The organism is Halobacillus sp. BBL2006 (assembly GCF_000786645.1).
Classification (GTDB): domain Bacteria; phylum Bacillota; class Bacilli; order Bacillales; family Halobacillaceae; genus Halobacillus.
The window spans coordinates 1-11,937 of record NZ_JRNX01000488.1; the positions used below are offsets into that span (position 1 = coordinate 1).

General features: G+C 40.4%; 13 protein-coding genes. 3 read left to right on the forward strand and 10 right to left on the reverse strand.

Annotation, left to right across the window (positions count from 1 at the left end; translation table 11 throughout):
• Window positions 1-316: 316 nt before the first annotated feature.
• Complete coding sequence (locus LD39_RS22720; protein ID WP_156112654.1) at window positions 317-469, forward strand: hypothetical protein; 153 nt, start codon at window positions 317-319, stop codon at window positions 467-469.
• A 34-nt stretch (window positions 470-503) separates the two neighbouring features.
• Here LD39_RS22720 and LD39_RS14410 read toward each other — a convergent pair whose 3' ends face one another.
• The 10 genes from LD39_RS14410 to LD39_RS14455 form a co-directional block, all read right to left on the reverse strand.
• Window positions 504-725, reverse strand: coding sequence for a hypothetical protein (locus LD39_RS14410; protein WP_035548490.1), 222 nt, complete (start codon window positions 723-725; stop codon window positions 504-506).
• A 148-nt stretch (window positions 726-873) separates the two neighbouring features.
• On the reverse strand, window positions 874-2,088 hold the full coding sequence (locus LD39_RS14415; RefSeq protein ID WP_035548492.1) for a Xaa-Pro peptidase family protein: 1,215 nt from the start codon (window positions 2,086-2,088) through the stop codon (window positions 874-876).
• Window positions 2,089-2,169: 81 nt separating this feature from the next.
• On the reverse strand, window positions 2,170-2,880 hold the full coding sequence (locus LD39_RS14420; protein ID WP_035548496.1) for a GntR family transcriptional regulator: 711 nt from the start codon (window positions 2,878-2,880) through the stop codon (window positions 2,170-2,172).
• A 179-nt stretch (window positions 2,881-3,059) separates the two neighbouring features.
• The gene (locus LD39_RS14425; RefSeq protein WP_035548499.1) at window positions 3,060-4,394 is read right to left on the reverse strand and encodes a hypothetical protein; all 1,335 of its coding nucleotides are present in this window, start codon (window positions 4,392-4,394) and stop codon (window positions 3,060-3,062) included.
• Between the two features lie 139 nt (window positions 4,395-4,533).
• Window positions 4,534-5,352, reverse strand: a complete 819-nt coding sequence (locus tag LD39_RS14430; RefSeq protein WP_231572585.1) for an anti-sigma factor — start codon at window positions 5,350-5,352, stop codon at window positions 4,534-4,536.
• Window positions 5,345-5,908, reverse strand: coding sequence for an RNA polymerase sigma factor (locus LD39_RS14435; protein ID WP_035548504.1), 564 nt, complete (start codon window positions 5,906-5,908; stop codon window positions 5,345-5,347). Before LD39_RS14435 ends, LD39_RS14430 begins: the two co-directional genes overlap by 8 nt.
• A gap of 238 nt (window positions 5,909-6,146) precedes the next feature.
• The gene (locus LD39_RS14440) at window positions 6,147-6,713 is read right to left on the reverse strand and encodes an SCO family protein (RefSeq protein WP_035548507.1); all 567 of its coding nucleotides are present in this window, start codon (window positions 6,711-6,713) and stop codon (window positions 6,147-6,149) included.
• 147 nt (window positions 6,714-6,860) lie between these two features.
• Complete coding sequence (locus LD39_RS14445; RefSeq protein WP_035548512.1) at window positions 6,861-8,096, reverse strand: dicarboxylate/amino acid:cation symporter; 1,236 nt, start codon at window positions 8,094-8,096, stop codon at window positions 6,861-6,863.
• A 374-nt stretch (window positions 8,097-8,470) separates the two neighbouring features.
• Window positions 8,471-9,616, reverse strand: a complete 1,146-nt coding sequence (locus tag LD39_RS14450; protein ID WP_035548515.1) for a PLP-dependent aspartate aminotransferase family protein — start codon at window positions 9,614-9,616, stop codon at window positions 8,471-8,473.
• A gap of 61 nt (window positions 9,617-9,677) precedes the next feature.
• Window positions 9,678-10,280 (reverse strand): NUDIX domain-containing protein, encoded by a 603-nt coding sequence (locus LD39_RS14455; RefSeq protein WP_035548519.1) that lies wholly within the window; start codon window positions 10,278-10,280, stop codon window positions 9,678-9,680.
• 167 nt (window positions 10,281-10,447) lie between these two features.
• On the opposite strand from LD39_RS14455, the gene LD39_RS14460 reads away from it, so the two are divergent.
• Both LD39_RS14460 and LD39_RS14465 read left to right on the forward strand, forming a co-directional pair.
• Window positions 10,448-10,627 carry a hypothetical protein gene (locus LD39_RS14460; RefSeq protein WP_035548522.1) on the forward strand — a complete coding sequence of 60 codons (180 nt, stop codon included), beginning with the start codon at window positions 10,448-10,450 and terminating at the stop codon, window positions 10,625-10,627.
• A 159-nt stretch (window positions 10,628-10,786) separates the two neighbouring features.
• Window positions 10,787-11,937 (forward strand): hypothetical protein (locus LD39_RS14465; protein WP_035548524.1); only part of this gene is annotated, 1,151 nt, incomplete at its 3' end.

The following is an 11,937-nucleotide window of genomic DNA, read 5'->3' on the forward strand; positions in this document are numbered from 1 at the left end:
AAAAATACGAATTCAGCTACCCATAGTAGTGTAATGAGTAAGAAAAGTGCCTCAAATAATGTCATATCCATTTACTCTGTATTAATTCATACCTGAGCATCCCATCCCTCCCACCCTCTTGCTATAGCTGCTACCTTTTACCATTCCCAAAATTTTCAGTAATTAAACGAGGCAGAGATAAAATGCTTGAAAGGGCGAAAAAGGAACTCTATGATGATCAGAAGGAGGTTACTTAAGAGAATGACTACACGATTTCACTTTCTTTTACAATTACCTCTTCAATAATTCGAACTCGAATTGGAGGGATTTTTAACTAATGGAAGTACTTTATTGGGTTTTCATTCTCAGTGTCGTCATTGCTACCTTTGTTGTCATTATAAAATCTTTAACGAAGCAAAGTTACTGGATTATGCTGATTATAGCTATTCTTTATACCATTATCCTGACGGTAAGTTTTCTCCAATACTAAAGGCTGATGCCTCCGCACCAGCCTGGTTCACCTTCTAATTTTTTCTTCTTTCCTGATTAATCGCTTCCCGTATGTGATAAAGCTCCGCATACATAGCCGTAGCGTAAACGCTCAGAATGCTCAGAAACATAGATAATACAAAAATAGATCCATCTAGATCGAAACCTAGGACTGAGGTAAAGCCAACGATTGCTCCAATAATGACACCGATGGCAGTTAAATAGATAATCTTTTGAAAAGTAACTGAATAAAACACCGAACCACCTCTTCCACATAATCTACTTTATTTATACCCATCAATGACTCCACGTACACGTAATCTGACCTAGCTGGAGGTTTTCCATAAGGGAAAAACCCCAATAATAAAGACCGTCTCTGTATGCAAGACGGTCTTTGACTATCATTTATTTCATCAATTTTTGTTCAAAAGGAAAATCAGAAAAGTTTTCGACGCCATCTTTTGTGACTAATAATTGCTCTTCCAATTTGACTCCTTCTTTTCCTCCAGGAGAACCGATGTAGCTCTCAACAGAAAGAACCATGTTTTCCTGAATGACTCCATCGTATCCTTTCTCTTCAAAATCCTGCGGATAGACAATATAAGGATATTCACCGCTCAGTCCTGTACCGTGAGCAACTGTAAAGTATCGATTTGGGAAGAATTCTTCTGGAATTCTCCAGCTTTTTTCAGCATACTCTCTGAACGTCATCCCTGGCTTCAGAAGGTCGATGTTGTATTGAATTTGTTCATAGGCGGTTTGATATAAACGTTTCTGCTCTTCACTCGGTTCATCGTCTCCACAATAAAATGTGCGGCTGATGTCAGTAAAATAACCAAAAGGTCCATTCATATCCGTATCAAAAGCAACAAGTTCTCCCTCGTTGATTACTTTATCACTGCATTCCTGGAACCATGGGTTCGTACGGTTACCTGAATTGAGCAGTCTCGTTTCAACATAATCGCCGCCCTGTTGGATATTCGTCTGGTGGAGATAGGACCATAATTCATTTTCGGTTATTCCCGGTTCCAATGCCTGCTGCATACGAATCATGCCCTCTTCAGCAGTTCGGACAGATATTTTCATCGCTTCGATTTCTTGCTTGTTCTTGATGCTTCGAGCATGCTCTATTGGTTCTTGTCCGTCAACGACTTCCATGCCCTGTTTAGATAGCTCGATCGCTCCAACTGAGGGAACGTAATCAATAGCAAGCTTTTTATTTTCTCCCGCATGCTGTTTCATGAGATCCGTGATTTCCTTCGCCCATTCCTTAGCATTGTCGTAAAGGTTTTCTCCTGAAGCTACATAGGAAAGGGTAATCGCCGGCCTTACCTCATCGATCGTTTCGATCCCCTCGGACAAATGCTCACAATTTGGAAAATCAAATAAGGTTACTGGCCCCTCTGTAGGTATGAATACGTATCGAGCCGGGTTTCGAAGCATAAAGACTTGCATGTTTCTGCTTCCGGTTGCATACCTCAAGTTCACCGGATCGAAAATAACGATTCCACCGTATCCTTTTGCTTTTAATTGCTCCCTCACTCGACCCAGACGATATTGACGCATACGCACGAGGTCGATTTGAGTTTTATCATGACGAATGCTAGATAACTTACTCATCCTTATCCCCCTATCGCAATAGTATTACTAATTAAATATTATAACATGTTATAACTTATTACAATAAGTAAGGTTGTGTTTTTATTTTCCAATTTCAACTCGATAATCAAAAGCCGACGGAATATACTTTGTACGACTGTACTCCATAGGTTTTGAATCCCCCCCAAGTGTCGTTCGGGTAATATCGATAAGAGGTTCACCTGTCATGATTCCTAGCAAATCCGCTTCATATTGAGTGGCACTTACGGCCGAAATTCCTTCTTTTATATTCGTATAATGTATATTTTGTTGACCTAACCTCGGAAACAAATCAAAAGAATCATCGAGATCACCTCTCATCACATCTGCTACAGCTAATGGGAAGAATAGCTGCTGATAACCAATCGGGAGACCTTCAGATAACCTGAGTCTTTCTGCCATGAACACTTCTTCGTGATCTTCCAAATGTAATTTAGCCTTAGCCAAGTAAAAGTCTTTGCTCTCAACTGATCTTAAAAGTTTCACAGTAAATTGAGAGCCTATCTCGTGATGGAAGACCCCTGGATTGGACATATCTTTTTCAGGAACTAGTCGAACTTTTGTAGGCGCACCTCTCCTCGTCTCCAATACACCATTCTGAGCCAGATCACGAATAGACTGCCTGATGGTCGTCCGGCTCACATTATATTGTTCCATCAACTTACTCTCAGAAGGGATGGATGCTCCTGGTGCCCAGGTACCTTCCTTAATGTTCGTAATCATTTTATTTTTAATTTGAATATATAGTGGAAGTTTTCTTTGTTTTCCAGTCATTTTCAGACTCCTTTTCAAGAACGCTCTTTATTCTATAGTAAAGGAGAGAAAAACGGGTTTCCACCTCTTCCATCAACCATATAAAAGACCGTCTCTGTACAGAGACGGTCTTAAAGTGAATTTTATATAAACAACGAAAGCCATCTATCTATCAAAAGTTTCTCGTTGAGTACCACAGATTACTGTTGTTTGGAGTGTCTACGCAGGAAGATTCCTGTCGCTGCAATAGCAGCAAGAATAGAAGCATACAACCAGATGTTGCTATCGGAAGCTGTTCCCCCCATACCCGTATCTGGCATTTCTTCAGGCATATCACTCATAAACATATCAGGATAAGCTGTAACAATTCCAGTTGACAGGGCTTTAGAAGCTCCGAACATATGAGCATAAGAATCTCTTAATGTCATATAGGCTTGCTCATAATTTTCCGCTGCATATTGATCAAAAGTATCGAACAAGTAGTCAGCGTGCTGTTGTAAGCTAGGAGCTAGTTTATCTGCGCTCAACTCGCCTTTCGTACCTTGTTCAAGGAACTTAGCGAATGTTTCACGATAATCTTCCAATGCTTTCATTGCTTCTTCTTTCATCGCTTTATCATCATTTGCTGTCGCTTTTACATAAGAAACAAAGTCATCAATGTGCTGTGTCCAGATATCATTGAACTGTGAACCTGCTTCTTCACCAAAGATAGAAGTGATCGCTTTTGTTAGGTCTTCCGTGTTATTAGAAAGAGCTTTTGCAGATGCTTCAAAATCTTCAGATCCATCAAGACCGTTTTGCATTGCCATTGTAGCTAGTCCAACGTGTTCACTAAGAAGGTGGTTCAGGTTAGAACGAAGATCAGCTTCCGGTGTTACGGCTTTCGTATTATTGAACTTGTCAGGGAATTGATTAACAATTGCACTAGACATTCCTTTACTTACTCCATACATATGTTCAATAGCTTCGCGCTCTTTCATATACGCTTCTTCATAATTTCCCGCAACATAAGCATCAAAAGCACCGATCAACTGATTGACGTGCATTTGCAAGCCTTCAGCAAGGGCATCTGCTTTCAATCGATTACCAGTAGCTTCTGAGATAAATTTAGAGAAGTCCTGACGGTACTGGTTCAATTCATCTAGTGCCATTTGTTTTGCTTCTTCATCTTCATTTCCGGTCGCTTTCACGTAATCGACGAAGTAACCAATGTGAGAAGACCACATCTCATTGAATTTCTCACCGGCCTCTTTACCATAAACAGATTCAATAGCGGCGGTGAGGTCTTCCGTGTTGGAGGATAAAGCAGCTGTAGCGTGTTCAAAATCCGACGCACCTTCTGCTCCTTTTCTCATTGTTTCAACAGCCAGGTAGGCATGCTCACTGAATAAGTTGTCTAGCTGAGATCGTAATTCTACTGCTTCCGTTTGAGTTTGTGGAATGTTATGTTCTTCAGCGTTCACAATATCCAAAGACGTAGGGAGTAACAGACTTGCACTCATTGGTACGACTAACAGAGCTTTTTTGAAATTCATGATTCAATCATCTCTCCTTCGTTTTTTGTTTATTCACTTAGCTATCGTCGTGGATGAGAGATTGGATCACTTTTTTCTAAAAAAATTCAAAAAAATTGCAGACAGCTGTCAAAAGCTGTCTGCAATAGGCTTTTCTCGTCTATAATTCTGAACTTAAAATGACTTCCCCTTGAGGAGTTTGACTCGTTGCATCAGGTTCTTTCGAAATAGCTACAGCATCCCATTTAACATCTTCAGGCAAATCCTTCATTGAATAGGATACAGCACCTTCACCATTTTCGTTTGCAACAAACGTTCCTGCACGATAAGGTGTCTCACCCTGGATCAACCACACCTGATAAACCTCATCCCCTTGCAGTTGATCAAGTTGTTCTGCCTGTAAAGTAAGAACATCACCTGCTTGCTGCTGTACGAGGGCCGCCGATGCCGTGGCATTTGTCGCCTCACCTTGAAGCTGAACCCTTTTCATCACTTGATCGGTTCCATCTTCCTCTCCAGGTGTTTCTGTGGGATCCGGCTCAGGAGCAGCTTCTTCATTATCGTGAATCAAGGCGAACAAGTTACCTGCAATGGATAATACCAGCGCAGCTACAAGGCCGCGTATTAACCAAACCGGTTTCTTACGCCAGGGTTTCTCTTCCTGTGTGCTTTCTGCCTTTTTCTTATCAAAATCTATGACACTGTTCTTTTCATTATTCTTGGGAGGCTGATCCGCAATCTCCTCAGTATTCTTTGGAGATTCCTCTGAAAAGACAGACCCTAACACACGATCCTTCATATCCTCAGGAGGGTCTACGGGCTCAGATGCAAATGGCAGATCAGCTGTCAGCATTCGCAACTCTTCTAATTCTTCCCTACAATCCGCGCATGTCTCTAAATGTTTTTCGAATTTTTCTTTTTCTGTTTCCGTTAATTGATCATTGAAGTAATCGATTAATTTATCACATTCATTACGCATCATGTACCCCTCCTTTCTGTGATGATAGTTGTTTCTTTAAATGTTTTAAGGCGAGTCGTATTCGACCTTTTACAGTCCCAAGAGGTACGTTGGTCTGATCCGCAATCTCCCTTTGACTTAACCCTTTAAAATAAAATAAATCCACCATTTGTTTTTGTTCTAGTGATAAGTGCTTGACAGCTTGTCGAATTTGATTGCCTTGTTCTTTCCATTCAACGATATCTTCTGTTGAATAGGTCCCTTCCTCAGGGACATCCGTTTCTTCTTCTAGAGCAACGTTATGCTTTTTATTTTTACGTATAAGATCAATAGCTGTATATCTTGTGATGGTCACGATCCATGAAGAGAACTTTCCTTTCGATTCATCATAGGTCGCTTTTTGAGTCCAAATTTTAATAAAAACTTCTTGTAATACTTCTTCTGCTAAAGTCTGATCTCCGGATAGTTTAATGACGAATGAGTAAAGCAGCTTCTCATATTGATCATACATAGATTCAAGTGCCTGCTTATCCCCATCGATCAACCGACGATAGAGCTCAAGATCACGATTGCTCATAGCACACTCCTTTGGTGGTGGATATAGTCATCATAGCATATACGCTGCTATTTATTCCCTTGGGGGCTATGCTAGTTAGCTATCGTAATTAATGGTGTTTTGGATTACTTTTTTAACAAAAAAATTTCCCTTTAAAAACTGATTATAAAGGGAAACTGCAGATTCATCTATAAATGACTGTATTATTTTGAGTTATATTACGATAAAGGAAGGGTATAAATATGTTTGCACTCTTTACTTACATTACTTTCTTCAAGTCGTTTACAATCTTCTGCATCTCTTCATCACTCGTACCTTTATATTTCTTGATGACTTCCCCTTCCGGATTGACTAAAAAGAAGCTTGTCCCATGCATATACTGATCGGAATCAGGGATCTCATCGACTAAGCTTTTGAACGACTTGATAGAGAATTCTTTAATGGTCTGGAAGTCATATCCAGTCAGGAAAGTCCAATTCTTATAATCGGCACCAAACTTGTTTCCATATTCTTTTAGCTTTTCAGGAGTATCGGTCTCTGGGTCGATGCTGAAGGAAACGAGCTGAACATCCAAACCTTCTTCTTCCGCTTTATCTTGAAGGATCGACATGTTTCTAGTCATTGGAGGACAAACCGTTTCGCAGCTTGTGAAAATCGTATTGGCCACCCACCATTGCCCTTCCAGGTCTTCATTACTGAGCTTATTCCCATCTTGGGTTGTAAAGTTGAAAGATTGCACTTCTTCTGACATGTTCGTTTCTATTTTTTGACCACAGGCAGCGATCATCAGTAATAGAAGAATAAAGGCGTATTTCCATGCTTTCATATAAAATATCCTTTCTATGCTTTCATAATAGTACTAGTATAGTACAAAACTCTGTTCAAATTGTGAATACTTTCTATCATTTATGGTTCTGTCAAAATGTCCACATAAAAAAAGCTGATCTCAAAAGAGATCAGCTTTTTCATTCTATTAAGCTTGCATTCTAGCTTCTTGCTGCATATCATGTTTTTTCTCAGATTCAGTGACAACGACAGCACAAGCTGCATCACCCGTGATATTAAGAGCTGTACGTGTCATATCCAAGAGACGGTCAATACCTATGATCAAAGCAATTCCTTCTACTGGAAGGGCAACTTGATTTAATACCATAGCAAGCATGATCAATCCTACCCCCGGAACACCAGCTGTTCCGATACTAGCAAGCACAGCCGTCAATACGACCATGACAAGGGCACCAAATCCTAGTTCAGTTCCGTACACCTGAGCAATGAAGATCGTCGCAACCCCTTGCATGATTGCTGTTCCATCCATGTTAATCGTTGCACCAAGAGGTTGAACGAAACTGCTGATCGGTTTTGGAACTTTCAGATTTTCTTGAGCGGTTTTCATTGAAATAGGTAGTGTAGAACTACTGCTTGATGTACTGAACGCTACTGTCATAGCTGGGAAAAATCCTTTAAAGAAAGCGACCGGACTCATCTTTCCGAGGAATTTAACAGCAGTTCCGTACGTTATGATCGCGTGCAAGAATAGCGCACCAATAACAACGATCATATACATGAACATTGCCTTTGCCCCTTCAAGCCCCATTGTTCCAATCGCTGAGGCAAGCAACCCGAACGCACCATATGGAGCAAAACGCATGATTAGATTAACAAGGTACATCATAATTTCATTACCTTGATCTATCAGTTTGTAAATGCCTTCTGTTTTCTTACCTAAAATAGCAAGAGCTAATCCAATAAAAATGGAGAATGCAATAATTTGCAGCATATTTCCTTCAGTCATAGCCTGAACTGGGTTTGTCGGAATGATATTCGTGAAAGTTTCAACGACCGTAGGAGCTTTTTGTGATTCATATTCTGCACCTGCCGTGTCGATGTTAATATTTCCTGGCTGGAAAATATAAGCTAATGAAATAGCAATGGTAATCGCAATAGTTGTTGTCGCTAAGAAGAAAGCGATTGTCTTACCACCGATTCTTCCAAGTTTCTTAGGATCTCCTAGAGAAGCTGTTCCTAAAGTAATAGAGAAGAATACGATCGGTACAACCAGCATTTTAATTAAGTTTAGAAAGACGGTTCCAAGGGGACTGAATACATACGTATCGAGTGTGGTGAATAAATCTGGAGCAGTAAAGTGCAGGGTGAGTCCGACGACTGCACCAAGAATCAGACCAATAAAGATCTTCGTCGTTAACTGCATGGTAAAACCTCCTAATAAGTTATTATGAAAGCGTTTTCTCATATTTTCTTTAAAAAAAGCTGAATCCTCTTATAAAATTTTAAAAAAGGGCTTTTACGAAGTATTGCTCTCATAGATGTTGAATTGTTTCCGTTCTCTTGTGCTCAGGTTGTTTTTCTTGAAAAGGGTAGAACTTGCTAATTATGAATTATAACACACTCTATATAAATGGTGAATAGAATTTTTTGGAAAATTATGACTAACCTGCAATTCTAAGACTATTGATTGAGGGTCTTTTCACTCACTCTTTTTTCATCAAACGAGCAAATAAAGAAACTGCCTGAAATACTCCTCAGGCAGTTTCCTACTTTAACTCTATTCCTAGTTCATAACTATCATTTTATAGAATGTGCAATGCATTGTTCAAACTGAGCAATAATGTCCTCTGAATCTTCAATTCCAATAGATAAGCGAATGACAAAATCGTTGATTCCTATGTTTTCTCGCTCTGCTTCGGATAAAGCTCGGTGAGAAGTTCGGACGGGATATGAAACGGTCGTTTCTACACCAGCTAGTGTCGGCGCTATTTTTATCCATCCTAAAGAACGGAAGAACGTTTCAATATCAATTTGATGATCAAGCTCAATCGTAACGATGGCTCCGTGTCCTTTATCAGATACAAATTCAGGATAGTAGACCTGTTTGACAAAACGATTGTCACTAAGAGTCTGTGCCAGCTTATGAGCATTATCGGATTGCTGCTTCATTCGAAGGCCAAGCGTTTTTGCCCCACGCTGAGTCAGCCAAGCTTCAAAAGGACTTAAGTTGGATCCAAGCGTGACCACTTTTTCAGTCGCTTTTTGGATCAGCTCCTCCCCTCCTACTAATACCCCGCACGTGACATCGCTGTGACCACCTATATACTTCGTTCCACTATGTACCACCAGGTCGACCCCGGACGTATAGGGCTGAAGAAGATAAGGGGTTGCAAAAGTGTTGTCTACCATCGTTTTCACACCAAATTCATTCGCGAGTTCCACGAGCTGCTGAAGGTTCTCTACACGTAAGAATGGGTTAGAAATCGATTCCGTATATAAAAGTTTCGTATTGTCTTTAATATAGCCTCTGATTTTGTCGGTGTCAGTGAACGATACCATACTGACTTCGATTCCAAAGGTTTGCAGTTCTTTCGTGATCAGTTTATGAGTCCCGCCGTATAAGTCTTCCGCTGCGACAATGTGGTCACCAGCTTTAGCAACTGAGAGAATCCCTGCAAGAATGGCAGACATTCCTGATGAAGTAGCCACCCCTGCCTCTGCCTCTTCAAGGTTAGCCACTGTCATTCCCAATTCATCTGTATTTGGGTTCTTTTCCCTGCTATATAAATAGGGGCTTTCCCCCTTGTAATAGCTTTCCATATGATCTAAATCTTTGAATGTAAAAGCCGATGTCTGGTAAATCGGCGTACTCTTACTGTTTTGAATTTGTGCCTGCGACATTTTATGATGAACAACTTTCGTATTAAAAGATGTACGAGTCATCGGATTTTTTCTCCCCTTCCTCTCATTAATGAATGATTATATAGAGATTAATTGTATTTTGTCAAAGTTTTTCGACATTTCCTGCAACTGATCGAATGATGTAGCTATAATAAGCTCGTTCATGAGGAACAAGGTTTTGGATTGATAAATGTCTGCACTCCCCTGTCAACAATGAAGAAGAGACGATCTCTTCATTCGCTCCCTCCAACAATTGATTCAATTGTAGCAAATCCACTTTTACGACATCCGTCACTTCCTCCCCTATTTGAAACGTTTGCTCTTCTTCACAGGAGAATAGAAAAATTCTGCATATCTCATTATCATTCAATTCCCCTATTGTAAGGCTTTCTTTAAATGTGCCAGCAGAAATTAAATGGGTCGCATCAAGCTTGACACCGATCTCCTCTTCGATTTCTCTTAGCCCTCCAGACCATAAGTTCTCTTCAGCTCCGACGTGACCGGCTGCTGTTATGTCATACAACCCTGGAAAGTCTTTCTTATCGTCCGCACGTTTTTGAAAGTAGAGATCGATACCGTTTGACTTCACCTCATAAAACCAACAGTGGAATGTTTCATGCCAATCCCCGTCCCGGTGGATATCTTTTCGATCTTTAACCCCTAGCAATTGTTCTTGTTTATTAAATATATTCAATCGTTCCCCCATACGTTTTCCTCCTCTATTTTTTCAAATTATCTTCATGTGCATATCTATTTCTTTTCGTGGATATTCTAAAGCCATACTCACCAGGATGCCCGTTGGCTCGATTTGATCGGTGATCTACGTTTCGGTTTCCTGACATTCAGGAATAGAATATAGAAGGAGTGATTAAAATGAAAGAACCAAAAACAAGAAGAGGAAAAGTAGAGCAGACGAACGAAGCGGCCGAAATTTTCAGTCAGGCGATGCGTTTCAACAAAGCCTTCGCACCAGATCGTAAAGCCAAACAATTGGAAGAGGAGTCGGAAAGTGATGCATTGCTTCACCATTACTCGGATAAAGAGACTGAATAAAAGCTTGTCTCCATTTTTGGAGCACAAGCTTTTTTATTTATCAGCCTCAAAATGATCAGAATAGTCTGTTATGATAAGTATAAAGTCAGATGAAAATATTAACAATACATGTCCTTTCTATACATGTAGTATGGACAATTTGAGAAAGGAAAGCTGTCCATGAGGAGGAAAGCCAAATGGATCGGTCTCATTGCTGTGCTAATTGCTTTTGCAGCAGGGACGTATGTGATGACAGAAGATAACGGTGAAAAAATGACTTATACAGAAGACTCCAAGCCTCAACGGAAAGCGAAGCCGGTAGAAAAAGATAAATTACCGATCCTATGGAATGAAGTGGATACATACGAACAAGTAGAAGGGTTCTTTGAACAGTATATCCCAGGGCTGCACTTAGCCAGAGAATACGGGGTGACAACCGCTCCTAAACAATCGGTTGAAATTCCAGGGAGAGATGGACGAATACAAGTCAATGAAGTGTGGCACAGCGGCCATACCATTCACATTTTTTACAGCATTGATCTCTCAGCCATAGTAGGAGAAGACGCTTCAGGAGACGCTCCCTATTTAGAATCCGTATCCATCGAGAAAAAAAATGACATACAAAAACAGACCCTTCGTTCATTCGGTCAGCCCATTCGTTTTGAACAAGGAGTGATTTTCGAGAACCGACTCTACACAGTCATTCAGGTCCCTCCTATTTCACAAAAGCCAGAAACGGCGAACAGTTGGAGGAACACAGAAAGCATCCCCGCTTTTAATCAGAACTTGAACACCATCTTTAAGTTTCAACTCGGGGGTCAGACCTATCAACCCGATTCCATACCCATCCACTACCAATACGATCCAGAAAAAAACACCTTAGGCACCTACACCTTCGATCACACCTATAACGAGAATGGGCTGACGATTGCACCGTTGACGCTGAAGTTAGGCATTGATTACAGCCATATAAAAATGAAGATTAAAAGTGAGTCATCTGAGTTCAACCATTCCTTAGACGCCACTCTGATTACAGATAAAAACGAGCACATTCCTTTATCTCTGTACCTCCAGAAAGATCCTGAGCAAAAAGATGTCTATACCGGGTTTATTCGTCCTTTACGCTACAAGCCTGAAAAAGCCACCTTAAAGATAAGAAATATCCATTTAAGAGACGGTTCTTCTTACAGTTTTTCTATAAAAACATCTCAAATTAAGAGAAAAGATCAAAGCCATCAAAGAATTGATAAAAAGGTAGCTGAGGCGTACCAGACAGATGTCTACCTTAAGGAGATTTCAAGCCGCGGATCTGTGGGGACCGACCTTATCTT

Excerpts from the sequence above, each read along its gene's own strand:
- LD39_RS14455 (WP_035548519.1), bottom strand. The coding sequence starts at position 10,280 with ATGGGGGAACGATTGAATATATTTAATAAACAAGAACAATTGCTAGGG.
- LD39_RS14450 (WP_035548515.1), bottom strand. The coding sequence starts at position 9,616 with ATGACTCGTACATCTTTTAATACGAAAGTTGTTCATCATAAAATGTCG.
- LD39_RS14440 (WP_035548507.1), bottom strand. The coding sequence starts at position 6,713 with ATGAAAGCATGGAAATACGCCTTTATTCTTCTATTACTGATGATCGCT.
- LD39_RS14415 (WP_035548492.1), bottom strand. The coding sequence starts at position 2,088 with ATGAGTAAGTTATCTAGCATTCGTCATGATAAAACTCAAATCGACCTC.
- LD39_RS14460 (WP_035548522.1), top strand. The coding sequence starts at position 10,448 with ATGAAAGAACCAAAAACAAGAAGAGGAAAAGTAGAGCAGACGAACGAA.
- LD39_RS14420 (WP_035548496.1), bottom strand. The coding sequence starts at position 2,880 with ATGACTGGAAAACAAAGAAAACTTCCACTATATATTCAAATTAAAAAT.
- LD39_RS22720 (WP_156112654.1), top strand. The coding sequence starts at position 317 with ATGGAAGTACTTTATTGGGTTTTCATTCTCAGTGTCGTCATTGCTACC.
- LD39_RS14430 (WP_231572585.1), bottom strand. The coding sequence starts at position 5,352 with ATGCGTAATGAATGTGATAAATTAATCGATTACTTCAATGATCAATTA.
- LD39_RS14445 (WP_035548512.1), bottom strand. The coding sequence starts at position 8,096 with ATGCAGTTAACGACGAAGATCTTTATTGGTCTGATTCTTGGTGCAGTC.
- LD39_RS14435 (WP_035548504.1), bottom strand. The coding sequence starts at position 5,908 with ATGAGCAATCGTGATCTTGAGCTCTATCGTCGGTTGATCGATGGGGAT.
- LD39_RS14425 (WP_035548499.1), bottom strand. The coding sequence starts at position 4,394 with ATGAATTTCAAAAAAGCTCTGTTAGTCGTACCAATGAGTGCAAGTCTG.